28 protein-coding genes, 1 tRNA gene and 1 pseudogene are annotated in these 24,231 nt (G+C 54.9%); 19 read left to right on the plus strand and 11 right to left on the minus strand.

Annotated elements, in window-relative coordinates:
- Nucleotides 1–42: 42 nt before the first annotated feature.
- Complete coding sequence (fliE, locus tag APU02_RS23700) at nucleotides 43–357, minus strand: flagellar hook-basal body complex protein FliE (RefSeq protein ID WP_060571427.1); 315 nt, start codon at nucleotides 355–357, stop codon at nucleotides 43–45.
- A gap of 216 nt (nucleotides 358–573) precedes the next feature.
- Between fliE and fliF the strand changes: the two genes are divergently transcribed.
- The 14 genes from fliF (at nucleotide 574) to rcsA (ending at nucleotide 12,071) form a co-directional block, all read left to right on the plus strand.
- Nucleotides 574–2,256 (plus strand): flagellar basal-body MS-ring/collar protein FliF, encoded by a 1,683-nt coding sequence (gene fliF, locus APU02_RS23705; protein WP_060571429.1) that lies wholly within the window; start codon nucleotides 574–576, stop codon nucleotides 2,254–2,256.
- A complete protein-coding gene (gene fliG, locus APU02_RS23710) occupies nucleotides 2,249–3,247 on the plus strand; it encodes a flagellar motor switch protein FliG (RefSeq protein WP_042284037.1) in 999 nt (332 codons plus the stop codon). Before fliF ends, fliG begins: the two co-directional genes overlap by 8 nt.
- Nucleotides 3,240–3,947 (plus strand): flagellar assembly protein FliH, encoded by a 708-nt coding sequence (gene fliH, locus APU02_RS23715; protein WP_060571430.1) that lies wholly within the window; start codon nucleotides 3,240–3,242, stop codon nucleotides 3,945–3,947. The genes fliG and fliH overlap by 8 nt, the downstream gene beginning before the upstream one ends.
- Nucleotides 3,947–5,317 carry a flagellar protein export ATPase FliI gene (fliI, locus tag APU02_RS23720; RefSeq protein ID WP_042284039.1) on the plus strand — a complete coding sequence of 457 codons (1,371 nt, stop codon included), beginning with the start codon at nucleotides 3,947–3,949 and terminating at the stop codon, nucleotides 5,315–5,317. The genes fliH and fliI overlap by 1 nt, the downstream gene beginning before the upstream one ends.
- A gap of 21 nt (nucleotides 5,318–5,338) precedes the next feature.
- Nucleotides 5,339–5,782, plus strand: coding sequence for a flagellar export protein FliJ (gene fliJ, locus APU02_RS23725; RefSeq protein WP_042284040.1), 444 nt, complete (start codon nucleotides 5,339–5,341; stop codon nucleotides 5,780–5,782).
- The gene (fliK, locus tag APU02_RS23730; protein ID WP_060571431.1) at nucleotides 5,779–6,987 is read left to right on the plus strand and encodes a flagellar hook length control protein FliK; all 1,209 of its coding nucleotides are present in this window, start codon (nucleotides 5,779–5,781) and stop codon (nucleotides 6,985–6,987) included. Before fliJ ends, fliK begins: the two co-directional genes overlap by 4 nt.
- A 104-nt stretch (nucleotides 6,988–7,091) precedes the next feature.
- Nucleotides 7,092–7,556 carry a flagellar basal body-associated protein FliL gene (fliL, locus tag APU02_RS23735; protein ID WP_060571432.1) on the plus strand — a complete coding sequence of 155 codons (465 nt, stop codon included), beginning with the start codon at nucleotides 7,092–7,094 and terminating at the stop codon, nucleotides 7,554–7,556.
- 4 nt (nucleotides 7,557–7,560) lie between these two features.
- On the plus strand, nucleotides 7,561–8,565 hold the full coding sequence (gene fliM / locus APU02_RS23740) for a flagellar motor switch protein FliM (RefSeq protein ID WP_042284043.1): 1,005 nt from the start codon (nucleotides 7,561–7,563) through the stop codon (nucleotides 8,563–8,565).
- Nucleotides 8,562–8,975, plus strand: a complete 414-nt coding sequence (gene fliN / locus APU02_RS23745) for a flagellar motor switch protein FliN (RefSeq protein ID WP_042284046.1) — start codon at nucleotides 8,562–8,564, stop codon at nucleotides 8,973–8,975. The genes fliM and fliN overlap by 4 nt, the downstream gene beginning before the upstream one ends.
- A 2-nt stretch (nucleotides 8,976–8,977) precedes the next feature.
- Complete coding sequence (gene fliO, locus APU02_RS23750) at nucleotides 8,978–9,352, plus strand: flagellar biosynthetic protein FliO (protein WP_060571434.1); 375 nt, start codon at nucleotides 8,978–8,980, stop codon at nucleotides 9,350–9,352.
- On the plus strand, nucleotides 9,352–10,089 hold the full coding sequence (fliP, locus tag APU02_RS23755; RefSeq protein ID WP_042284050.1) for a flagellar type III secretion system pore protein FliP: 738 nt from the start codon (nucleotides 9,352–9,354) through the stop codon (nucleotides 10,087–10,089). The genes fliO and fliP overlap by 1 nt, the downstream gene beginning before the upstream one ends.
- 9 nt (nucleotides 10,090–10,098) lie before the next feature.
- Nucleotides 10,099–10,368 (plus strand): flagellar biosynthesis protein FliQ, encoded by a 270-nt coding sequence (gene fliQ / locus APU02_RS23760; protein WP_042284053.1) that lies wholly within the window; start codon nucleotides 10,099–10,101, stop codon nucleotides 10,366–10,368.
- A gap of 5 nt (nucleotides 10,369–10,373) precedes the next feature.
- The gene (fliR, locus tag APU02_RS23765; protein WP_060571438.1) at nucleotides 10,374–11,168 is read left to right on the plus strand and encodes a flagellar biosynthetic protein FliR; all 795 of its coding nucleotides are present in this window, start codon (nucleotides 10,374–10,376) and stop codon (nucleotides 11,166–11,168) included.
- Nucleotides 11,169–11,447: 279 nt separating this feature from the next.
- A complete protein-coding gene (gene rcsA / locus APU02_RS23770; protein ID WP_042284059.1) occupies nucleotides 11,448–12,071 on the plus strand; it encodes a transcriptional regulator RcsA in 624 nt (207 codons plus the stop codon).
- Between the two features lie 54 nt (nucleotides 12,072–12,125).
- On the opposite strand, the gene dsrB is transcribed toward rcsA, so the two are convergent.
- On the minus strand, nucleotides 12,126–12,314 hold the full coding sequence (gene dsrB, locus APU02_RS23775; protein WP_042284063.1) for a protein DsrB: 189 nt from the start codon (nucleotides 12,312–12,314) through the stop codon (nucleotides 12,126–12,128).
- A gap of 130 nt (nucleotides 12,315–12,444) precedes the next feature.
- Between dsrB and yodD the strand changes: the two genes are divergently transcribed.
- Both yodD and APU02_RS23785 read left to right on the plus strand, forming a co-directional pair.
- A complete protein-coding gene (gene yodD / locus APU02_RS23780; RefSeq protein ID WP_042284746.1) occupies nucleotides 12,445–12,672 on the plus strand; it encodes a YodD family peroxide/acid resistance protein in 228 nt (75 codons plus the stop codon).
- Nucleotides 12,673–12,964: 292 nt separating this feature from the next.
- Nucleotides 12,965–13,780, plus strand: coding sequence for a mannosyl-3-phosphoglycerate phosphatase-related protein (locus APU02_RS23785; protein ID WP_060571441.1), 816 nt, complete (start codon nucleotides 12,965–12,967; stop codon nucleotides 13,778–13,780).
- Here the strand turns inward: APU02_RS23785 and dgcQ are convergent.
- From dgcQ to APU02_RS23800, 3 genes are all read right to left on the minus strand, one after another.
- Nucleotides 13,777–15,471, minus strand: coding sequence for a cellulose biosynthesis regulator diguanylate cyclase DgcQ (dgcQ, locus tag APU02_RS23790; protein WP_060571461.1), 1,695 nt, complete (start codon nucleotides 15,469–15,471; stop codon nucleotides 13,777–13,779). The two genes, APU02_RS23785 and dgcQ, sit on opposite strands and share 4 nt — an antisense overlap.
- A gap of 121 nt (nucleotides 15,472–15,592) precedes the next feature.
- The gene (locus APU02_RS23795; protein WP_042284069.1) at nucleotides 15,593–15,778 is read right to left on the minus strand and encodes a YodC family protein; all 186 of its coding nucleotides are present in this window, start codon (nucleotides 15,776–15,778) and stop codon (nucleotides 15,593–15,595) included.
- 77 nt (nucleotides 15,779–15,855) lie between these two features.
- The gene (locus tag APU02_RS23800; RefSeq protein WP_060571443.1) at nucleotides 15,856–16,767 is read right to left on the minus strand and encodes a DUF808 domain-containing protein; all 912 of its coding nucleotides are present in this window, start codon (nucleotides 16,765–16,767) and stop codon (nucleotides 15,856–15,858) included.
- 175 nt (nucleotides 16,768–16,942) lie between these two features.
- On the opposite strand from APU02_RS23800, the gene yedA reads away from it, so the two are divergent.
- A complete protein-coding gene (gene yedA, locus APU02_RS23805; protein ID WP_060571444.1) occupies nucleotides 16,943–17,863 on the plus strand; it encodes a drug/metabolite exporter YedA in 921 nt (306 codons plus the stop codon).
- Here yedA and APU02_RS23810 read toward each other — a convergent pair.
- Genes APU02_RS23810 through drpB form a run of 4 tightly spaced genes read right to left on the minus strand, consistent with a single transcriptional unit; the run spans nucleotide 17,855 to nucleotide 20,807 of the window.
- Nucleotides 17,855–18,322, minus strand: a complete 468-nt coding sequence (locus APU02_RS23810; RefSeq protein WP_042284083.1) for a very short patch repair endonuclease — start codon at nucleotides 18,320–18,322, stop codon at nucleotides 17,855–17,857. The two genes, yedA and APU02_RS23810, sit on opposite strands and share 9 nt — an antisense overlap.
- Nucleotides 18,303–19,736, minus strand: a complete 1,434-nt coding sequence (locus APU02_RS23815; protein ID WP_060571446.1) for a DNA cytosine methyltransferase — start codon at nucleotides 19,734–19,736, stop codon at nucleotides 18,303–18,305. The genes APU02_RS23810 and APU02_RS23815 overlap by 20 nt, the downstream gene beginning before the upstream one ends.
- A gap of 50 nt (nucleotides 19,737–19,786) precedes the next feature.
- A complete protein-coding gene (locus APU02_RS23820) occupies nucleotides 19,787–20,485 on the minus strand; it encodes a phosphohydrolase (RefSeq protein WP_060571448.1) in 699 nt (232 codons plus the stop codon).
- A gap of 52 nt (nucleotides 20,486–20,537) precedes the next feature.
- Nucleotides 20,538–20,807, minus strand: a complete 270-nt coding sequence (drpB, locus tag APU02_RS23825) for a cell division protein DrpB (protein ID WP_082636905.1) — start codon at nucleotides 20,805–20,807, stop codon at nucleotides 20,538–20,540.
- Between the two features lie 651 nt (nucleotides 20,808–21,458).
- On the opposite strand from drpB, the gene ompC reads away from it, so the two are divergent.
- Nucleotides 21,459–22,631 (plus strand): porin OmpC, encoded by a 1,173-nt coding sequence (gene ompC / locus APU02_RS23830; protein ID WP_060571449.1) that lies wholly within the window; start codon nucleotides 21,459–21,461, stop codon nucleotides 22,629–22,631.
- Between the two features lie 203 nt (nucleotides 22,632–22,834).
- On the opposite strand, the gene APU02_RS23835 is transcribed toward ompC, so the two are convergent.
- A tRNA-Ser gene (locus tag APU02_RS23835) sits at nucleotides 22,835–22,935 on the minus strand.
- 355 nt (nucleotides 22,936–23,290) lie between these two features.
- Here APU02_RS23835 and APU02_RS23840 point away from each other — a divergent pair.
- Nucleotides 23,291–23,872 carry an ORF6N domain-containing protein gene (locus APU02_RS23840; protein ID WP_060571462.1) on the plus strand — a complete coding sequence of 194 codons (582 nt, stop codon included), beginning with the start codon at nucleotides 23,291–23,293 and terminating at the stop codon, nucleotides 23,870–23,872.
- 110 nt (nucleotides 23,873–23,982) lie between these two features.
- Here APU02_RS23840 and APU02_RS23845 read toward each other — a convergent pair.
- Nucleotides 23,983–24,231, minus strand: a pseudogene (locus tag APU02_RS23845) (hypothetical protein); the annotation flags it as partial.

Below are 24,231 nucleotides of genomic sequence, written 5' to 3' on the forward strand. Positions count from 1 at the left end.
GTCACCGTCCGGCCTGACACCGCTCACCCCCAGGCATCAAACCTACACCTGCATCGACATGACTTCCTGATACGCCGCCACCAGCTTGTTACGCACCTGAATGCCCATCTGCATGGACACGGACGCCTTTTGCATATCGGTCATCACATCGTTCAGCGCGATGCCCGGCTCGCCGAGGGTAAATTTTTCGGCCTGAACGCGTGCGGCGGTTTGTCTGTCGCTGATGCGGTCCAGCGCCGCGTGGAGTTGGCCGGCAAAACTGACGGTCGACTGCGGCGAAGCCTCCTGCGCACGCGCGCCCATCGCGGTCGCCTGCAGTTGGCTGATGACCCCTTCAATCCCCTGTATCGCTGACATGATAATCCTCTGGATGATTTTTTACGCAGCAGAGATTACCAGTTTGTCAATAAGATAAAGGCGTTAAATAACGCTAAAAAACCACGGTTTTTGCCGCATAGAAAAAAACGAAAGCACAAATAATGAGACCGTCAATTTTTCGATTTTGCTGACCCGGGAGTGAGTCTTGTTCCACTTTGCAAATAAAGCCGTCCACGAACAGTCACGAGGTGCGAGATGAACGCGACTGCATCGGCTGCAACCCAACCTAAACCTCTCGAGTGGCTTAATCGCCTGCGCGCGAACCCTAAAATTCCTTTGATTGTCGCTGGCTCCGCCGCCGTCGCGATTATCGTGGCGATGGTGCTCTGGGCGAAGTCGCCGGACTATCGCACGTTGTTCAGCAATTTGTCCGATCAGGACGGCGGCGCGATCGTCACCCAGCTAACCCAGATGAATATCCCCTACCGTTTTACGGAAGGCAGCGGCGCGATCGAAGTTCCGGCGGATAAAGTGCATGAATTGCGCCTGCGTCTGGCTCAGCAGGGGCTGCCGAAAGGCGGCGCGGTAGGCTTTGAACTGTTGGATCAGGAAAAATTCGGCATCAGCCAGTTCAGCGAGCAGGTGAACTACCAGCGCGCGCTGGAAGGCGAACTGGCGCGCACCATCGAAACCCTCGGTCCGGTCAAGCGCGCCCGCGTGCATCTGGCGATGCCCAAACCGTCGCTGTTCGTGCGTGAACAAAAATCCCCTTCCGCCTCCGTCACGGTGAATCTGGAACCGGGCCGCGCCCTGGACGAAGGGCAAATCAGCGCGGTGGTGCATCTGGTTTCCAGCGCTGTCGCCGGGCTGCCGCCGGGTAACGTAACGCTGGTCGATCAGGGCGGGCATTTGCTTACCCAGTCGAACACCAGCGGACGCGACCTCAACGACGCGCAATTGAAATACGCCAGCGACGTGGAAGGCCGTATTCAGCGCCGCATCGAATCGATCCTCTCGCCGATCGTCGGTAACGGTAATGTCCACGCACAGGTGACCGCGCAACTGGACTTCGCCAATAAAGAACAGACGGAAGAGCAGTACCGTCCGAACGGCGACGCGTCGCAGGCGGTGCTGCGTTCACGTCAGGTGAATGAAAGCGAACAAATCGGTTCCGGTCTGCCAGGCGGCGTACCGGGCGCGCTGTCCAACCAGCCTGCGCCAGCGAACGCCGCGCCAATTACCACACCGCCGGCTAATCAGCAGAATGCGCAAAACGGGCAAAACGCCCAGCAGACGACCACCAATACCAACGCCGGGCCGCGCAGCACCCAGCGTAACGAAACCAGTAACTACGAAGTCGACCGCACCATTCGCCATACCAAAATGAACGTCGGCGACATCCAGCGTCTTTCCGTGGCGGTGGTGGTGAATTACAAAACCCTGCCGGATGGCAAGCCGCTGCCGCTCACCGCTGAACAGATGAAACAGCTGGAAGATCTGACTCGCGAGGCAATGGGCTTCTCGGATAAACGCGGCGACACCCTGAACGTCGTTAACTCACCGTTTACCGCCACCGATGACGACAGCGCCGAGCTGCCGTTCTGGAAACAACAGGCCTTTATCGAACAGTTAATGTCGGCGGGTCGCTGGCTGCTGGTGCTGCTGGTTGCCTGGATCCTCTGGCGTAAGGCGGTGCGTCCACAATTGACGCGTCGCGCTGAGGAGGCCAAAGCCGCTCAGGAACGTGAACAACTGCGTCAGGAAACGCAGGAAGCCGTTGAAGTTCGTCTCAGCAAGGATGAACAGACTCAGCAGCGTCGCGCGAACCAGCGTCTGGGCGCGGAAGTGATGAGTCAACGTATTCGCGAAATGTCAGATAACGATCCGCGCGTGGTGGCGCTGGTCATTCGTCAGTGGATGAGTAACGATCATGAGTAATGCCCTTACCGGTACCGATAAAAGCGTCATCCTGCTGATGACCATTGGCGAAGATCGCGCGGCGGAGGTGTTCAAGCACCTCTCCCAACGGGAAGTACAGACCCTGAGCGCGGCGATGGCGAACGTTCGCCAAATCTCCAATCAGCAGCTTACGGAAGTGCTGGCGGAATTTGAGCAGGAGGCCGAGCAGTTTGCGGCGCTCAACATTAACGCCAACGAATACCTGCGCTCCGTGCTGGTCAAAGCGCTGGGCGAAGAGCGCGCCGCGAGCCTGCTGGAAGATATTCTCGAAACCCGCGATACCGCCAGCGGCATTGAGACGCTCAACTTTATGGAGCCGCAAAGCGCCGCCGATCTTATCCGCGACGAACACCCGCAGATTATCGCCACCATTCTCGTGCACCTCAAACGCGGCCAGGCCGCCGACATTCTGGCGCTGTTCGACGAACGCCTGCGCCACGATGTGATGTTGCGTATCGCCACCTTCGGCGGCGTCCAGCCTGCCGCGCTGGCGGAATTGACCGAAGTGCTCAATGGTCTGCTCGACGGCCAGAACCTCAAACGCAGCAAAATGGGCGGCGTAAGAACGGCGGCGGAAATCATCAACCTGATGAAAACGCAGCAGGAAGAGGCTGTCATTACCGCCGTGCGTGAATTCGACGGCGAGCTGGCGCAAAAAATTATCGACGAGATGTTCCTGTTCGAAAACCTGGTGGATGTGGACGACCGCAGCATTCAGCGCCTGCTGCAGGAAGTGGATTCCGAGTCGCTGCTGATCGCCCTGAAAGGCGCGGAGCAGCCGCTGCGCGAGAAGTTCCTGCGCAACATGTCCCAGCGCGCCGCCGATATCCTGCGCGACGACCTGGCCAACCGTGGTCCGGTGCGTCTGTCGCAGGTGGAGAACGAACAGAAAGCGATTCTGCTTATTGTGCGTCGTCTGGCGGAAACCGGCGAAATGGTGATCGGCAGCGGCGAGGATACCTATGTCTGATGCGCTGCCGTGGAAAGTCTGGACGCCAGACGACCTCGCCCCGCCGCTGGCGGAGCTTACGCCCGTGGATCACTGCGAAGAACTGCCGTCTGAAGACGGCGGCGAACCGGAACTGAGCGCGGAACAACAGCTTGAACAGCAGCTGGCGCAACTGAAGATCCAGGCGCACGAACAGGGGTATAACGCCGGCCTTGCGGAAGGCCGCAAAGCGGGTCATGAGCAGGGCTACCAGGAGGGTCTGGCGCAAGGTCTGGAACAGGGCCAGGCGCAGGCACGCAGTCAGCAGGCGCCCCTTCACGCGCGGATGCAACAACTGGTCAATGAGTTTCAGAATACGCTGGATGCGCTGGACAGCGTCATTGCGTCACGTCTGATGCAGATGGCGCTGGAAGCCGCCCGCCAGGTGATCGGACAGACGCCAGCCGTAGACAACTCGGCGTTGATTAAACAAATTCAACACCTGTTGCAACAGGAACCGTTGTTCAGCGGCAAACCGCAGCTTCGCGTGCATCCGGATGATTTACAGCGCGTGGAAGAGATGCTCGGCGCAACCCTCAGCCTCCACGGCTGGCGACTGCGCGGCGATCCGACGCTGCATCATGGCGGCTGCAAGGTTTCTGCGGATGAAGGCGATCTGGACGCCAGCGTCGCCACCCGCTGGCAGGAACTTTGCCGCCTGGCTGCGCCGGGAGTTGTCTGATGACAACCCGTCTCACCCGCTGGCTGACGACGCTGGATAATTTCGAAGCCAAAATGGCGCAGCTTCCGGCAGTGCGCCGTTATGGCCGGCTGACGCGCGCCACCGGACTGGTGCTGGAGGCGACCGGTTTGCAGCTTCCGCTGGGCGCCACCTGCGTCATTGAACGTCAGGAAGGGACCGAAACCCATGAAGTGGAAAGTGAAGTCGTCGGCTTTAACGGCCAGCGCCTGTTTCTGATGCCGCTTGAAGAGGTCGAAGGCATTTTGCCCGGCGCGCGCGTTTACGCCAGGAACATTGCCGGAGAGGGACTGCAGAGCGGCAAACAGTTACCGCTTGGTCCGGCGCTGCTGGGTCGTGTGCTGGACGGCAGCGGTAAGCCGCTCGATGGTCTGCCCTCCCCCGACACCACCGAAACCGGCGCGCTGATCACCGCGCCGTTTAACCCGCTACAGCGCACGCCGATTGAGCATGTTCTGGATACCGGCGTGCGTCCTATCAACGCGCTGTTAACCGTCGGACGCGGCCAGCGTATGGGCCTGTTTGCCGGTTCCGGCGTCGGTAAAAGCGTGCTGCTCGGCATGATGGCGCGTTATACCCGCGCCGATGTGATCGTGGTCGGGCTGATCGGCGAACGTGGCCGCGAAGTAAAAGATTTTATCGAAAACATTCTTGGCGCAGACGGACGCGCGCGTTCGGTGGTCATTGCCGCGCCGGCGGACGTGTCGCCGCTACTGCGGATGCAGGGCGCCGCCTATGCCACCCGGATCGCAGAGGACTTTCGCGACCGGGGTCAGCATGTTCTGCTGATCATGGACTCCCTGACCCGTTATGCGATGGCGCAGCGTGAAATCGCGCTGGCTATAGGCGAACCGCCCGCGACCAAAGGCTATCCGCCATCGGTATTCGCCAAGCTGCCTGCGCTGGTGGAACGCGCGGGCAATGGTATCCACGGCGGCGGTTCGATCACTGCGTTTTATACGGTACTGACCGAAGGCGACGACCAGCAGGATCCGATTGCCGACTCGGCGCGTGCAATCCTTGACGGACACATTGTGCTGTCGCGGCGGCTGGCGGAAGCCGGACACTACCCTGCTATCGATATCGAAGCCTCCATCAGCCGCGCCATGACGGCGCTGATTAGCGAGCAGCATTACGCCAAAGTACGCCAGTTTAAGCAGTTATTGTCGAGCTTCCAGCGTAACCGCGATCTCGTTAGCGTCGGGGCTTACGCTAAGGGCAGCGACCCGATGCTCGACAAAGCGATCGCACTCTGGCCACAGCTGGAGGCGTTTCTTCAGCAAGGTATTTTTGAACGGGCCGACTGGGAGGATTCCCTGCAGGCGCTGGATCTACTTTTCCCGGCGGGATGATAACGCAGGAGGAGATGCGTCATGGCAGAACACGGTGCACTGGCAACACTCAAAGATCTCGCTGAAAAAGAGGTCGATGACGCTGCCCAACTGTTAGGGGAAATGCGTCGCGGATTTCAGCAGGCGGAAGAACAACTCAAGATGCTGATTGACTACCAGAATGAGTATCGCAGCAACCTGAATAACGACATGAGCCAGGGGATCGCCAGTAATCGCTGGATCAACTATCAGCAGTTTATTCAGACGCTGGAAAAAGCCGTTGAACAGCACCGTCAGCAGTTAACGCAATGGACGCAAAAGGTCGATGTGGCGCTGAACAACTGGCGGGAAAAAAAGCAACGCCTGCAGGCCTGGCAGACGTTGCAGGACAGACAAAACGCGGCGGCGCTACTGGCTGAAAACCGCCTGGATCAGAAAAAAATGGATGAATTTGCTCAGCGTGCAGCAATGAGGAAACCTGAATGATCACCTTGCCCCAACTGGTCACCACCGACACCGATCTGACCACCGGCTTGCCGTCCGGGAAAGCGGCGGATTCTGCGCAGGATTTCCTGGCTCTGCTGGCGGGCGCGCTTGGCGCTGGCGACACGCAGGGTCAGGGCGCGCCGCTTACGCTTGCCGACCTGCGGGCTGCGGGCGGCAAACTGCAGAAAGCGCTGCTGGCGCAGGACGGCGACGCGTTGCCGCGCGATAAGTTGACGGCGCTCCTCGCCGCCAAAGATGCGCAAACCGATGAGTCGCTCAAAGGGCTAAACGACGCCGGAGCGCTGTTTTCGGCCCTGTCGCCGTCGCAGAAAACCAGCGCGCTGGCCGTCCTGAGTCAGGCAGAACAAAAAGGTGAGAAGAAAAGCGCACTCAGCGACGACGATCTCGCCAGCCTGAGCGCGCTGTTCGCGATGCTGCCCGGCCAGCCCGGATTCACCACCGCCCCGACAGATGCGCAGCTCAGCGCACCAGGGACATCCCTGCGGGTAGATCCCCGTTCTCTGTCGCAAGAGGGCGCCACGCCTTTCGATGGCGATACGCTAAAAGACGCTAAAAAAGAGGCTGCATTACCGGGCATAGCGGCGGATAACGCCAAAAGCCAGGCGGTTGCCGCGCCAGTCATAACAGGTGGCGCAACGGATCATGTTGACGCAGAGAGCACGCCGACGCCCGTCGCGCCGGGTCTGGCAATGAGCGCCAACGCGCCATCCACCCCGCAAACAGCGCAGCCTGGCAGCCCCGCGCCAGTGCTGAGCGCCCCGCTCGGCAGCCACGAATGGCAGCAATCGCTGAGCCAGCACATCACGCTGTTCACCCGCCAGGGTCAGCAGAGCGCGGAGTTACGTTTGCATCCTGAAGATCTGGGTCAGGTGCAGATCTCGCTTAAGCTGGATGATAACCACGCGCAGTTGCAGATGGTTTCCGCGCACAGCCACGTTCGCGCCGCGCTGGAAGCCGCCCTGCCGGTTCTGCGCACCCAACTGGCGGAAAGCGGGATCCAACTGGGCCAAAGCAACATCAGCAGCGAAAGCTTTGCCGGTCAGCAGCACTCTTCCTCGCAGCAGCATACATCTCGTACACCGGGACAGGCGCTGGCGCTGGGCGATGATGAGAGCGAACTGGCGGTTCCGGCCTCGCTGCAGTCTGCCGAGCGCGGTAATGGCGCCGTCGATATCTTCGCCTAACGCCAGAGGTAGCACGATTATCCGCGTCTTTTCCACGCTTTGCCGTGGTCAGGACACGGGATAATCAGCCCATAAGCTGTACCGAAACAGGAAGCCCGTATCAGATGACTGATTCCGCACTTAACAAAAAGAGCAAGCGCTCAATTTGGATCCCACTGCTGGTAATCATTACCCTCGCCGCCTGCGCCACCGCGGGTTATAGCTATTGGCGTATGCAGCAGAAGCCGACAACCGTGGCGAACGAACCGCCGCCTCCGCCTGCGCCGGTCTTTTTTGCCCTCGACACCTTTACGGTGAATCTCGGTGATGCCGATCGCGTGTTGTATATCGGCGTGACGCTGCGTCTGAAAGATGAGGCGACGCGCGCGCGTCTTAACGAATATTTACCGGAAGTCCGTAGCCGCCTGCTGCTGCTGTTCTCACGTCAGGATGCCGCAGTGCTGTCTACCGAAGACGGTAAACAAAAGCTGATTGCGGCGATTAAAGAGACGCTTTCCCCTCCGCTTGTTGCCGGACAACCTAAACAGGACGTGACCGACGTGCTGTACACAGCTTTCATTCTGCGGTAACGACATGGGCGACAGTATTCTCTCTCAGGCTGAAATCGATGCGCTGCTCAACGGCGACAGCGAAACGAAAGACGAACCGAAAGCGGGGATCGCGGGTGAAAGCGATATTCGTCCCTACGATCCGAATACCCAGCGTCGCGTGGTACGCGAGCGTCTTCAGGCGCTGGAGATCATCAACGAGCGTTTCGCGCGCCAGTTCCGGATGGGGCTGTTTAACCTGCTGCGACGTAGCCCGGATATTACCGTCGGGGCGATCCGCATTCAGCCGTACCATGAATTTGCGCGCAACCTGCCGGTGCCCACCAACCTCAACCTGATCCACCTGAAGCCGCTGCGTGGAACGGGCCTGGTGGTTTTTTCGCCGAGTCTGGTGTTTATCGCCGTCGATAACCTGTTCGGCGGCGATGGTCGTTTCCCGACCAAAGTGGAAGGCCGTGAGTTCACGCATACCGAGCAGCGGGTGATCAACCGCATGCTGAAGCTGGCGCTTGAAGGCTACAGCGACGCGTGGAAAGCGATTAATCCGCTCGAAGTCGAGTATGTGCGTTCCGAGATGCAGGTGAAGTTTACCAATATCACCACCTCACCGAACGATATCGTGGTGAACACGCCGTTCCACGTCGAAATTGGCAACCTGACCGGCGAATTCAACATCTGCCTGCCGTTCAGCATGATCGAACCGCTGCGCGAACTGTTGGTCAACCCGCCGCTGGAAAACTCCCGCCATGAGGATCAGAACTGGCGCGACAACCTGGTGCGTCAGGTTCAGCATTCCGAGCTGGAGCTGGTAGCGAATTTCGCCGACATTCCGCTGCGTCTTTCGCAGATTTTAAAACTGCAACCCGGCGATGTGCTGCCGATTGAAAAACCAGACCGCATTATTGCTCATGTGGACGGTGTGCCTGTCCTGACCAGCCAGTATGGCACTGTTAACGGTCAGTACGCGTTACGCGTAGAACATCTGATTAACCCGATTTTGAATTCGCTGAATGAGGAACAGCCCAAATGAGTGACATGAATAATCCGTCTGATGAGAACACTGGCGCATTGGACGATCTGTGGGCTGACGCGTTAAACGAGCAAAAAACGACGACGGCGAAAAGCCCGGCGGACGCGGTATTCCAGCAGCTAGGCGGTGGCGACGTCAGCGGCACGCTGCAGGATATCGATCTGATTATGGATATCCCGGTTAAACTGACCGTGGAATTAGGCCGCACACGTATGACCATCAAAGAACTGTTGCGCCTGACGCAAGGTTCCGTGGTCGCGCTGGACGGTCTGGCAGGCGAGCCGCTGGACATTCTGATCAACGGTTATCTGATCGCCCAGGGCGAAGTTGTGGTCGTTGCCGACAAGTACGGCGTGCGCATTACCGACATCATTACGCCGTCTGAACGTATGCGTCGCCTGAGCCGCTAAACATGCAAACCCAGGCTTCCGTTCAACAGCCCTCCGCGGTTCCCGGCTCCCCTTTGCTTCAGGTCAGCGGCGCGTTGCTGGGAATTATTGTGCTGATTCTGGCGGCCGCCTGGGTCATTAAACGTCTGGGCCTTGCACCCAAAAGCGGCAACACGCGCGGGCTGAAAGTGTCAGCCAGCACCTCACTGGGTCCCCGTGAGCGGGTGGTGATTGTCGATGTAGAGGACGCGCGTCTGGTGCTCGGCGTCACCGCATCACAAATCAACGTGCTGCACACCCTGCCGCCGTCCCCCGTCGTGCCTGAAGAAACCTCTTCCACGCCTGAAAACTTTCACAGCCTGATGGCGAATTTGTTAAAGCGTTCCGGGAGATCCTGATGCGCCGTTTGTTGTCCCTTACGCTTGCCGGTTTATGGCTTTTCAGCCCAGCCGCGCTGGCGCAACTGCCCGGTCTGGTCACTCAGCCGTTGCCCGGCGGCGGCCAGAGCTGGTCGCTTTCCGTTCAGACGCTGGTGTTTATCACCTCACTGACCTTTATTCCGGCGATTTTGCTGATGATGACCAGCTTTACCCGCATCATCATCGTTTTCGGCCTGCTGCGTAACGCGCTCGGCACGCCGTCTGCCCCACCCAACCAGGTTCTGCTCGGGCTGGCGCTGTTTCTGACCTTTTTCATCATGTCGCCAGTGATCGATAAAATCTACGTTGACGCCTATCAGCCGTTCAGCGAAGAAAAAATATCCATGCAGGAAGCACTGGAAAAAGGGGCGCAGCCGTTGCGCGAGTTTATGATGCGCCAGACCCGCGAAGCGGATCTCGCCCTGTTTGCGCGTCTGGCGAACAGCGGGCCGTTACAGGGACCGGAAGCGGTTCCGATGCGTATTCTGCTGCCCGCTTATGTCACCAGCGAGCTGAAAACCGCTTTTCAGATCGGCTTTACCATTTTCATTCCATTTTTGATCATCGATCTGGTTATCGCCAGCGTGCTGATGGCGCTCGGGATGATGATGGTTCCGCCTGCCACTATCGCCCTGCCGTTTAAACTCATGTTGTTTGTGCTGGTCGACGGCTGGCAATTGCTGGTCGGCTCGCTTGCGCAAAGCTTTTACAGTTAGAGGCCAGAAATGACACCTGAATCGGTCATGATGATTGGCACCGAGGCGATGAAGGTTGCCCTGGCGCTTGCTGCCCCGCTGCTGCTGGTCGCGCTGGTGACGGGTCTGATCATCAGCATATTGCAGGCCGCCACGCAGATTAACGAAATGACGCTGTCGTTTATCCCGAAAATTGTGGCTGTGTTTGCCGCCATCATTATCGCTGGCCCCTGGATGCTGAACCTGCTGCTGGATTACGTGCGTACGCTGTTCACTAACCTGCCATATATCATCGGATAACAGGGATGCTGCAGGTAACCAGCGATCAATGGCTTCAGTGGCTTAACCTGTATTTTTGGCCGCTGCTGCGCGTGCTGGCGCTGATCTCTACCGCCCCCATACTCAGCGAACGCGCGATCCCAAAACGGATTAAGCTGGGACTGGGGCTCCTCATTACCGTGGTGATCGCGCCGTCGCTTCCAACGCATAACGTGCCGATTTTTTCGTTTGACGCCTTATGGATAGCGATGCAACAAATTCTGATCGGCATCGCGCTGGGCTTTACCATGCAGTTTGCCTTCGCGGCGGTGCGGACTGCCGGGGAGATCATTGGTCTGCAAATGGGTTTATCCTTCGCCACCTTTGTCGATCCAGGCAGTCATCTCAACATGCCGGTGCTGGCCCGCATCATTGATATGCTGGCGATGCTGCTGTTTTTAACGTTTAACGGTCATCTGTGGCTGATTTCACTGCTGATCGATACATTCCATACCCTGCCCATCGGCGGCAATCCGGTTAACAGCAATGCGTTTCTGGCGCTTGCCAGAGCGGGCGGTCTGATCTTTCTGAACGGCTTAATGCTGGCGCTGCCGGTGATCACGATGTTATTAACGCTGAACCTGGCGCTAGGATTATTGAATCGAATGGCGCCTCAGCTATCAGTATTTGTTATTGGTTTCCCGTTAACCTTGACGGTCGGTATGACATTAATTGCGGCCTTAATGCCGCTTATCGCCCCTTTTTGCGAACATTTATTTAGTGAAATTTTCAATTTATTAGCTGATATCGTTAGTGAATTACCCGCAAATAATATTCCATAATGTTTATCCAGTTATTCTAAGGATTATCCTAAATTGACCCGTCAAAAACATCTACCAGGATAACTCTGACGCGCGTTATTTGTTTTTATCTCACTCACATAACGCAACATTTACTTTACTTTAAGACAATTCCAGGCAAATTATACGTAACTTTACGGGATAGTAAGTCCGCCTGGAAATCGCATTAGCGTCTCGTTGGGTGAAAGTTACGTTCCGTTAAGTTGTGATGAGATATTCGGGTAAGGGGAATTATCGTTACGCATTGAGTGAGGGTATGCCATGTCAACGATTATTATGGATTTATGCAGTTACACCCGGCTGGGTTTGACCGGGTATCTTGTAAGCAGAGGGGTGAAAAAAAGGGAAATCAACGACATCGAGACCGTTGACGAACTCGACATCGCGTGTGAGACCCACCGACCTTCTGTGGTGTTTATTAATGAGGACTGTTTCATCCACGATCCTGACGACAGTCAACATATAAAGCAAATCATTAATCAGCATCCCAATACGTTATTTATTGTTTTCATGGCCATTGCTAATGTCCATTTTGATGAATATTTATTAGTCAGAAAAAACTTATTGATCAGTTCTAAATCTATAAAACCCCAATCACTGGACGATCTTCTTGGCGATATTCTGAAAAAAGAGACCGATACTGCCAGCGTAATAAATTTACCAACGTTATCGTTAAGTCGAACGGAATCAAGCATGTTACGCATGTGGATGGAAGGTCAAGGAACGATTCAAATTTCGGATCGGATGAACATCAAAGCGAAAACCGTCTCCTCCCATAAGGGGAATATAAAACGAAAGATAAAAACGCATAACAAACAAGTTATCTATCATGTTGTTCGCCTGACCGATAACGTGACCAACGGCATATTTGTTAACATGCGCTAAGACCTCCCGACTGGTGGGGCGTCCACCAGCCGGGATAACATCCCCGTTGCCGCCCTATTCCGCCTTTTCCACAAAAATGCCGTCCTGGTGCCCCGACTCATTGAAGAACCAGATGCCGAGCGGGTAGTCTTCCAGCGATACCAGGTACATTGTGCCTTCGTTAAACTCCTCTACCGCCAGTACCACGCCAGGACGACGAGGACCGCCATCCGTCTTGACTGTAACCCGATCATTTACGTTCATTTTTCTCCTCCTGTGGCTTTGTGCCAGTGTAGAACAAAAATCCATTCCTGGCAGCGTTCACCCGGCGCGATTGCGGCTTTTCTCAACGGTCTATACTTAGGCTGAAGCACGCTAACGGGAGAGGTTAATGATGAAGACCGCAAAAGACTACAGCGATACCGCGAAACGCGAAGTCAGCGTCGATGTCGACGCGCTGCTGGCCGCAATCAATGAAATCAGTGAGAGCGAAATTCATCGCAGTGGAAGCGATCCGGAAAAGGTCAGCGTTGATGGGCGTGAATACCATACCTGGCATGAATTAGCGGAAGCCTTTGAGCTGGATATACACGATTTCAGCGTGACGGAAATCAACCGCTAACCCGCAGAGGAAAAAAATCCCGACCCAGTTGGGTCGGGATGAAACTTGCTTATGCAAGAAGCACTTGAAAATTCGTTACACCAGGAAATCTGATGTGCGTTAAACCTTATCTGCAATTTTTTTGTATGACAAGCAAATATTTTTGCGATGAATGATTAATCCTACTAATGGTTAAGGTGAACACGGCTGCAGGCCTCATGGCGACGGGACCGATCCCGTCTTCAGCGGGGACTACGCCTCCTGGCTTTAGGATTTTTCCTGGTAATAGCTTTTTACAACACGGGAAATCATTATGCTTTCACTGAACGATCCGGTGCTGGTTTTTACCGATCTGGATGGCACGTTACTGGACAATCAAACCTATGACTGGCAACCTGCCGCTGGCTGGCTCGCCCGTCTGCGTGAGCACGAGATTCCCGTCATTCTATGCAGCAGCAAAACCGCCGCAGAAATGCTTTACATCCAGAAATCACTCAATCTGCACGGCCTTCCGCTGATTGCCGAAAACGGCGCCGTCATTGAATATGACAGTCGCTGGCAAACTGAATCTGACTCTCCGCGTCTGATGAGCGGCGTGCCGCACGATGAAGTTAGCGCGGTGCTCAATAAGCTTCGCGAAAAAGGACAGTATAAATTCACAACCTTCGACGATGTCGATGAGGCGACCATTAGCGAATGGACAGGCCTGCCTCACGCCCAGGCCAGCTTAAGCCGCCTGCATGAAGCCTCTGTCACCCTGATCTGGCGTGACAGCGATGCGCGCATGGCGGCGTTCAGCCAACAGCTAAACGCGTTGGGGTTGCAGTTTGTTCACGGCGCACGCTTCTGGCACGTACTTGACGCCAGCGCGGGAAAAGATCAGGCGGCAAACGGGTTAATCGCACGTTATCAGCGCCAGTGGGGGCAACGCCCTGTTACTGTCGGCCTGGGTGATGGCCCAAACGATGCGCCACTGCTTAAGGTCATGAATTACGCCGTGGTGGTGAAAGGACTGAGCCGCGAAGGGGTGGTGTTACCCGATCAGGCTTCGCCCTACGTCTACCGCACCCGTTCAGAAGGTCCGGCAGGCTGGAGTGAAGGCATGTCGCATCTTTTTTCCCCTGACTAGCCCCTCTCGCTCGCACAAACCCGGTTGCGGCCAGCCTGTTTCGCCAGGTATAACCTGCGATCGGCCAGCGACTGCAGCTGTTCAAAATCGTATTCATGGGTTTCCTGCGTGCCACTCACCCCCAGCGAGGCGCTGATCCGCAGCGTGGTGCTTTTCGCTATCAGTAGCTCTTTTTCATTCAGGCGCAGGCGGATCCGCTCTGCGATACGTTCCGCCTGCGCCAGCGTCGTGTCCGGGAGTACCACACAGAACTCCTCTCCCCCGACGCGCCCGGCGACGTCGTTCGCCCGCAGAGTGCCGCTGATTAAGCTCGCGGCGTGAGCCAGCACCCGATCGCCCGCCTGGTGGCCAAAGCGGTCGTTAATGCTTTTAAAGTGATCAAGATCGATTTGAATCACCGACAGCGACTGCTTTTGCGCCCGGCAGCGCTGTACCAGTTGGCGGGCTTTTTCAAACAATGCGCCACGGTTGTACAAACGGGTTAGCGTGTCGTGCCAGGCCTGCCACTGTAGCGAGCTTTGCAACACAAACATGTTGCTCACCATGTGGCGGATGACAATCCACGAGATGATTAACATACTGGTAAACAGCGCCCATAGCAGGGCCAGCGCAATACTGATACTGCCGAAGTCTCCCTGCACCCCTTCACTGAGCGTATGAACGCGGACCAGCACGCCGTCAAAGTGGTCCAGCCGCTGCCAGCTGATGTAGCGGCTTCCCATTCGTAAGCCGCCTTCGGTGTCCTGCTCAATCTCGTGGGCAAGCGTCGCCTGCTCACGCGCGTCAAAAGTGTTGATGTTGCGCAATGCCGGCGTCGATGCCGCCAGCATCTTCAATTTACTGTCATACAGCTGGTATTCCCCTTCCACATCCTTGTCGATGGCGTCTTCCATAAACCGTTCCACCGAGGAGACGGGGATCGTCATCGCCAGCACGCCATACCAGTACTGACCGTTATCCAGCGGAACGCTGACGGTGACCCGTTGCAGCTCATCGCGCAACTGCGCGGTCTGGCCCGTGTACCAGCGTACCCCGCGCATCCGGTTCTGCCGCTGCGACTGCTCTTTAAACCACGGCTGGATGACATAATCATAATAGCGGGCGGTAATTTCGCTGGAGAGGGCGGAGGGTTGGGTGGAAACATAAAACCCGGCGCGGGATACGTACATCGCCTGCTGCGTCAGTGAAGAACGGGTCTGGGCTAAACGCAACAAATACCCCACCTCCAGCGCGGCGGTCAGCTCATTATCCAGCGTGTCGCTGTCACGGGAAAGAATGTGGGTTTGGTTAACAAAAGAGTCAGACACGCCGTTCAGCGGCAAGGTTCGACGCTTATCCAGTTCAAGCTGCCAGAATCGCGAATCCCTTTGCTGTTCGAAACGGGAGACGGCGTCCCGGAGCGCGGGAAAGTCAAGCGGCATTGCCAGCGCTTCCTGCATACCGTTACGCAGAAAAAGCAGTTTATCGACGTTATACTGTAGTTGCTTATCCAGCCCGTTGGCGACATTCTCCAGGTGATTGCGCTGGCTGGAAATATAGGCTTCTTCCAGTACGACCACTTCCCGCCAGGTCAGCAGAGTGGAAAAAATCATCACGATCAGAAAACAGAGGTTGACGACGTGACCGGGCCCGAATCGCCGCGCTAACATTTTCAGCCAGCCCCAGTTTTCGATCGTTGTTTCGTGCGGCACGCTGACCACTCCCTACTCGCAATTGCTTTCCTAATCCTGGCATAATTCAGTACGTTACGTATCGCTGACGCGATGCTTTTTTTCTGCCTAATAAAACGCCCGGCATTCACCGGGCGTTTTATTATCTGGCATTTTCACGCTGGCGCCTTGCGTCACCGGGAACCAGCTCATTCTCATGGAATGCCTCCCGCTTAACGCCGAAGCCGTCATACCACCGACACTCCACCATTCCGCTGGAATACCCGGTGACAATCATGCGTGGTCCGCCCTCTTTCACGGTAACTTCATCACTGACCAAAAAGTGCATACCTGCCTCCTGTATCATGTGAAACTTTTTCACCTTAGACGAGAATGGCGAGTTTTGCCTGGTTGGACAGAAGATATTTAGTGCGCGACGCCACGCACTTTTGCCACCATCTTCACCAACGCAACCACAATGGCGCCGATAATAAAGCCCAGTACCAGGTTCGCCAACGTTGGCAACATTAGCGCTATCGCGGCACTCTGCTGGCTGGCAAAATGTTCGATGGCGTGATGCAACGGCGCGACGCCATGCACCACAATGCCGCCCCCGACCAGGAACATGGCCAGCGTGCCAATCACCGACAGCGATTTCATCAGCCACGGCGCGACAATCAGCAGCCCTTTCCCGACCGCCCGCGCCAGCGCGCTGGATTTTTCTGCCAGCCAGTAGCCCATATCGTCCAGCTTAACGATGATCCCCACCAGGCCATAAACGCCCACCGTCACCACTAACGCGATGCCGGAAAGTACCAACACCTGATTCAGCAACGGCGCGTCAGCCACGATCCCAAGCGTAATCGCTACAATTTCAGCCGACAGGATAAAATCGGTTCGGATCGCGCCTTTGATTTTATCCTTCTCAAAGGCCAGTGGATCCTGCGCCGCCAACGCTTCCAGCCGCTTCTTACGCTCAGCCGGATCTTCCTTGTGTTTGCGTGACTCAAGAGTATGAAGCACCTTCTCTACCCCTTCAAAGCACAGGAAAGCGCCGCCGATCATCAGCAAAGGGGTGATCGCCCAGGGGATGAAGGCGCTGATCAGCAGCGCCAGCGGCACCAGAATCACTTTGTTGATAAATGAGCCTTTCGCCACGCTCCAGACCACCGGCAGCTCGCGGTTCGCTCTGACGCCAGTGACCTGCTGGGCGTTAAGCGACAGATCGTCGCCCAGTACGCCCGCGGTTTTTTTTGCGGCCAGTTTTCCCATCATAGAGATATCGTCAAGCAGCGTGGCGATATCATCAAGTAACGTCAGTAAACTACTTCCTGCCAAAATAAGTCCCTCGATTTTTCTTCTTGAAGCATTAAGTATGGAGTAAAACACGCAGAGCGGAAACAGATGTTGCTCGTCAACATTTATTTAACAACATGCTGCGAGTATAGTGCTCGCCAGGCAGGTATTTTCGCGTTTACTCTATTGATTCTGACTCTTTCGCCCGTGAGGGATTATGCGTTTTCGGCAGTTGTTACCGCTTTTCAGTGCGTTATTCGCCCTGTATATCATTTGGGGTTCCACGTATTTCGTTATCCGTATCGGCGTGGAGAGCTGGCCGCCGCTGATGATGGCCGGCGTGCGCTTCCTGGCCGCTGGCGTGCTGTTAACCGCCTTTTTACTGCTTCGGGGACATAAGCTCCCACCGCTACGGCCCCTGCTCAACGCCGCGCTGATTGGCATTCTCCTGTTAGCCGTCGGCAACGGACTGGTTACCGTGGCTGAACATCAGAATGTCCCTTCGGGTATCGCCGCCGTAGTCGTGGCGACAGTCCCGTTGTTCACCCTGTGTTTCAGCCATTTCTTCGGCATCAGGACCCGTAAGCTCGAGTGGATGGGGATTGCGATTGGTCTGGCGGGGATTGTCATGCTTAACAGCGGCGGCAATTTAAGCGGTAATCCGTGGGGGGCGATGTTGATTTTGATTGGCTCCATTAGCTGGGCGTTCGGCTCCGTTTACGGCTCGCGTATTACGCTACCGGTGGGCATGATGGCGGGCGCCATTGAAATGCTGGCCGCTGGCGTGGTGCTGATGTGCGCGTCGTTTCTTAGCGGTGAAAAGCTTACCGCGCTGCCCTCGCTTTCCGGCTTCTTCGCCGTCGGTTACCTGGCGGTGTTTGGGTCAATCATCGCGATTAACGCCTACATGTATCTTATCCGCAACGTCAGCCCGGCGCTGGCAACCAGCTATGCCTATGTGAACCCGGTAGTGGCGGTATTGCTGGGCACCGGACTTGGCGGCGAACGTCTGGCGCCGATTGAATGGCTGGCGCTGGGGGTTATCGTCTTTGCGGTCGTGCTGGTAACGCTGGGTAAATATCTGTTCCCGGCTAAACCGGTTGTGGCGACGACGGTAAAAGATAAAACGCTACAGTAGGTGTATTCCCTGCGTGTCGATCTGCGCGGGGGCGCCATCCCCGCAGATCCACTCTTCAAGACGTTCGGACAGAGCGGCGTCGCTGAGTTTTTCCCGCCCGCGCAGGGCGCACTCCCAGACCACCAATACCCGCCAGCCGAGCGCCTTTAGACGCTGAACATCACGACGATCGCGCTCGACGTTTTTGCCAATTTTTTCCAGCCAGAACGCGGTCCGCGTCGCCGGCACCTTAAACAGATAGCAGTGGTGCTGATGCCAGAAGCAGCCGTGGGTGAAAATGACGCAGCGATAATCGTCGATCACAAAGTCAGGCCGCCCCGGCAGCCCGGCATCCTGGACGCGATAGGCGATCCCCTGTTCCGTCAGCAGCGCGGCAAGACGTTTTTCAATAGCGGTATCGCGGGTCGCTATGGCCCGCATGTTTTTACTGCGCGTGGCCTTATCGTGAACGTCCGCCACTGGCCATCCCTTGCTGACGCAGGGCGACAGCGGCTTTGATTTTCTCCTCCAGCAGGCTCGCCACCGCGGCAAAGGCCGGCACGATGACCGAGTTGCCAAACTGACGATAGGCCTGGGTGTCGGAAACCGGAATGCGGAACTGGTATTCCTGCGGCGATTCAAAGCCCATCAGCCGTGCGCACTCTCTGGGCGTTAAGCGACGCGGACGATGCTGCTGGTTTTGCGGATCGTCGAAATGGGCTTCGCCTTTCGCCATATCCCAGCCGCGATCGATCAGAATTTCCGCGCCGTCTTTGTAGTAACGAGCGGACAGCGTTCGCGTGACGCTGTCCGGGTTGGCCGGGTATACCATGCCATAACCAAAACCGTTCCCCTTCGCCTGATGTTTTTTCGCATAGCGGTAGAGATACTTCCACAGCACAGGCGTCAGAACATATTTCGCCTCAACGACAGGTTCAAGAAGTTCGCCAAGGGTGATACGCCGCTGCGGATAACGCGTGGTGATGTCCCGCAGGGTAAAATCGCCCTTGAGGTTGAGATCGCGGCGAAACCCAACCAGCACAATGCGTTCGCGGTGCTGAGGCAGAAAATGTTTGCCATCAATGATCTTCGGATCGTCAGGGCCATTGTCCTCTGCATCCGCCACGTCATAACCCAGCTCGTCAAGCGTCTGCATAATGATGCGGAACGTTTTACCCTGATCGTGGCTTTTCAGGTTTTTCACGTTTTCCAGCACAAAGATCGGCGGACGCCGCGCGTCAATGATGCGCACGACATCAAAGAACAGCGTGCCCTGCGTATCGCAGGCGAAACCGTGAGCGCGACCGAGCGCATTCTTCTTCGACACGCCAGCCAGAGAAAACGGCTGACAGGGGAAGCCCGCCAGGAGTACATCGTGTTCCGGCACATGCTGGCGAATGTGCTCTGCCGCCTGAGCGTCATTCACGCCTTCGCGGTGGCTCAGCGTGACATCGCGGATATCGTCATTAAAGTGATGGCTGTCCGGGTCGCAGTAGTAGTTAGCTTTATACGTGCGTACCGCATGTTTATTCCATTCGCTGGTAAAAACACACTGCCCGCCGATCGCTTCAAACCCGCGGCGGATCCCGCCTATGCCCGCAAAAAGATCGATAAAGCGAAAAGCATAATGGGGATGATGCGCTGGCGGCGCGGGAAGCAACGTACGCAAATGCGCCGCTTCACGTTCACTCAGCCGGTGCCAGACCGAGGCGTTCGCCACCGCACGCTTTAAGATGGCCGGACTCCAGTGGTGTTCGCCAACCCCGTTCAGCTGCGCCACCAGCGTTTTGACATCATAGATTTCCATTAACTTCGCCAGCATCGCCTGTATCGACTCCGCGCTATTGTCTGTCGCAGGAATCAGCGAGTCCGCTACTGAGAGAGTGTGCTGCATATCTTTAACCGGCCAAAAAAGAGTGATGTGAGAGTAACATAAATTTGGCGTCACGCGTGGTTGGGGCTAAACGCCGCAATCACCGTGGCGTCCAGCGACGCATACTCGCCTTTCAGCTCGGCGCTGAGCTTCGCCATGTAGGTCACCAGGAAATCTGCGTTGTGTCGCGCCAGTTCCCTCCCCCGGGCGGTTTGCATGGTGTTGGGCAGCGCCAGCAGTTTGGTCTGGAAGTGATCGAGTGCGAACTGTTTATCGTTGAGCGCTCGCCGCCGGGCAAGCGGATCTTCCGCATCGAATAGCGCCGCGCCTAACGAACCCGAAACGGCGAAGACACGCGCCAGGCCAATCGCCCCCAGCGCTTCAAGCCGGTCGGCGTCCTGTACGATTTTCGCTTCCAGGGTAACGGGGGCTATATTGGCGCTGAAGCTATGGGCTTCAATGGCGTGACAAACCGCCGCTAACCGTGATGCCGGGAAGCCGGGAAAGTCATGAATAAGAATACGGCGCGCTTCAGCGGAAGCAAGAACAGACGAGCGGTGGCGTTCAGGATGATTTTTAGCAAGACTGACAATGTCATGAAAATAACAGGCCGTCAGTACCACGAGTTCATCCACAGCCAGCCCACGACTGAGCTGACGAGAAGTCGCCCAGACCCGGCGGAAATGGAAGATATCGTGGGCGGCGTCCTGTTGGTTATGGTGGTTGACTAACCACGCTTCAAATTGTGACTGCCAGTGCTGAAGATCCACATTGCCTCCCGTGCGTTTGAAACCGCTACAGTAGCAATTTTTAGCGCCGCGTTCACTCTGACGAGGTGCGTGGGCGCGTATACCAGGCGATAGCGCCGAGAATGGCACCCACGACGCTTAGCACCACAAAGCCGAGCAACGCCCCCAGCCATTTCCCGCTGGTTGAACCGGGGCTGCTGTCGAATCCGGCAACCGGAGCAGATTCGACATGACTGATAACCCATACATAATGCAACATTGCCCAGATGAAATAGAGGCAAAAGACATAAAATACCCACAGCGCCAGTTTGCCCCCCAGGCTACGGCTTGCGTTTACTTCCAGACGACTCAAAGAAATCTCCAGTTTTGTGATCTGATGCAGAACAAATTTCACTTAACTGTTTGTGAGTATAGTCACATTATGCGGGTGTGGAGGTGATTGTCTAAAAACCAACCATTTATTTTGCATATGTTTTGATCCGGCGCAAATTACCCATGCGCCTGAAAATCTCGCATATCAACCCTATTTTACCGCTTTTGTCAGGTTTATTCCGAGTGAATACATTGATGACAACAATAATAATTGTGTTTTATCTGCGCCCTTTTCACTTTAGATCAAACATGGCATTATCATTAGGTTATTAGCCTTTTTATCGTTTATTTACCCCCTCATTTACAACCGGCATTTATGTCGGTTTTTTTTATGCTTATCCCCTGAAGCGTCGTGTTTGAGAAGGCATAAAATATTCATTGTAAAAATCAACCTCAAAAACCAATAACTATCTGATATAAATAGATAACAATCATGAATACATTGTAATCGACTCATATATCATGAATTTTAAATTCCCTGTTAGACACATATTGAAATATTTTAAATACATTTGTTACATGTAATATTTAAAATATAATGAACTCTTTAGAATAGTATCCAAATGTGCTTTCGTGAAAAAAGCACTTATTCATGATGGTTATTATCATAAGGGAATACATAATGAAAAGAAAAGTATTGGCAATGCTTGTCCCGGCATTATTGGTTGCGGGCGCAGCAAATGCAGCGGAAATCTATAATAAAGACGGCAATAAACTGGACCTGTACGGCAAAGTTGATGGTCTGCACTATTTCTCTGATGACACGGGTAACGACGGCGATATGTCTTATGCGCGTTTAGGCTTCAAAGGCGAAACGCAGATTAACGACATGTTAACGGGCTTCGGTCAGTGGGAATACAATATCCAGGCAAATACCACTGAAGGCGAAGGCGCTAACTCCTGGACCCGTCTGGGTTTCGCGGGTTTAGGCTTCGGTCAGAATGGCACCTTCGACTACGGTCGCAATTACGGTGTGGTTTACGACGTTGAAGCATGGACCGATATGCTGCCGGAGTTCGGCGGTGATACCTGGACGCAGACCGATGTCTACATGACCGGTCGTACCAACGGCGTTGCCACCTACCGTAATAACGGTTTCTTTGGACAGGTAGACGGTCTGAATTTTGCGCTGCAGTATCAGGGTAACAATGAAAACCCGGGTTCAGGTGAAGGCACAGGTAATGGCGGTGATCGTAAACTGGCACGTGAGAATGGCGACGGTTTCGGTATGTCCGCGTCTTACGACTTTGACTTCGGGCTGAGCCTGGGGGCTGCTTACTCTACTTCCGATCGTACCGATAATCAGGTTCGTCGCGGTTATGGCGATCGCAGTCAGGCTAACAAATATGCTGGCGGCGAAACGGCTGAAGCCTGGACCGTTGGCGCGAAATACGATGCTAACAACGTATATCTGGCAGCCATGTATGCAGAAACCCGCAATATGACTTCTTACGGAAGTGGTGAAGATTTTGAAGGCGGCATCGCTAACAAGACCCAAAACGTCGAAGTTGTCGCACAGTATCAGTTCGACTTCGGTCTGCGTCCGTCTATCGCGTACCTGCAATCTAAAGGCGTCGACTTAGGCGGCCAGGATATTCATCGTGGTCACTGGCGCTATGTCGACAAAGATCTGGTGAAATACGTTGACGTGGGTATGACTTACTACTTCAACAAAAACATGTCCACCTACGTTGACTACAAAATCAACCTGCTGGACGAAGACGATAACTTCTACGCGGATAACGGTATCGCAACCGATGATATTGTTGCAGTGGGCTTAGTGTATCAGTTCTAATCCCACCGCCTCGCCCAAGCCCGCCTCTGGCGGGCTTTTTGTTGCCTGCTATACCAGTCTCACGTCTTTGATATGTCCGAAATTGTCCAGACACGGTAAAAAAACATGACGCACATCAAGGCGTAAAAAACGTGAGTTCGTCAATTCATTTTGCTCAACGAGAGTTGCGTCACTGACAGCGGGTGGGGTAAGTGCTTGAATAGTGGCGGAGAGAGGGGGATTTGAACCCCCGGTAGAGTTGCCCCTACTCCGGTTTTCGAGACCGATGTTAACCACTGTTTTTTCAACTAGTTACTTCTTTTCCCTGGTATATTCACCAAAGTTTCCCCTCTTAAAAATCAATGTTTTAATCATTTGTTTTGGTTTCATATACCAACACTTTGTTGACCTCTGGTTATGTCCGGGGCTATATTCTGTGCACGCCAGTAAAATCTGGCGTCGGGATTGGCGTCCCGGATGTTTACGGAGCGATATGAGACGCGCCTGCGTCTTTTTTCATGTCGTTTGCGCAGTCACATTCGCGATTTATGGCGGGCTGTGTGGGGGAGCCGAAAGGCTCGCCGGTTTCCGTACCCGGTTACGCCAACCCTGCACAGTTCGCCACCAGTTCGATTGGCGTCGTCGGTGGCGATAATTTCCAAGTGTACGGAGTTATCGTTATGACCACTCAAATTACTGTCGAAGCTCTTTCCCCAATCACTCACAATCAGATCCCAGTCATCACCACAGAACTGTTGGCACAGCTTTACTGTACTGAGATCAACAATATCAAAGTAAATTACACCCGTAATGCTGAGCGATTTACTGAGGGAAAACACTTTTTCAAGGTTGTTGGCGATGAGTTGAAAAATTTGCGGGTTACTTTAAGTAACTCACAAACTCCAGTTTCCCCCAAAGCCCGCTCCCTCATCCTCTGGACAGAACGCGGCGCCGCCCGCCATGCTAAAATGCTCGAAACCGATCAGGCGTGGGACGTGTTCGAGAAACTGGAAGATTGCTATTTCGGAGCTAATTCTCCAGGCATCAAACCAAAGCCTTCTTGCAGCTACGATACCCGCACAATCTGTTACAAACGTAATGGCACGACAATCAACGAATTGCCCCTGGGTGATGATGACTTAGTAATAAATCTCGAGTCATGGGTGCAACTGGCTCAGAAAAATAACTGGATTGTCATAAGGCGGGAAGATTTGGCAAGAAAGCTGACATCTATCGTTGAGCAATGTTTAATTGCGCATTGATAAATCTCAGATAAAATGTGTCATTGCTGGCAATCATTCAATACTCGCACTATCGAACGAACGCCAGCCTGCCGCCGCACGTTCTTGCATACGACTTGCGGCGGTTTTATTTATGAGGTAGGTTTCTGCACATCCGCTTCCAAAGCATCATTCTGTCGCTGGTTCCAGATACTATCTGGTGGCATTTCAACACGTACAGAAACAAAAGAATCTTCAGGAATGTCTGCTGGCTCGCCATTAGTTAACCCGTTGATTTCGTTTCTTGCAAACTCAGGCGCTTCCGGGTGTGTACGGTGATATGTTTTTACCAGAACAGAGCCATCAGCATTCACTTCATAATCAAGCCAGATGCGCGCGAG

The organism is Citrobacter sp. 50677481, assembly GCF_001463265.1.
Classification (GTDB): domain Bacteria; phylum Pseudomonadota; class Gammaproteobacteria; order Enterobacterales; family Enterobacteriaceae; genus Citrobacter_A; species Citrobacter_A sedlakii.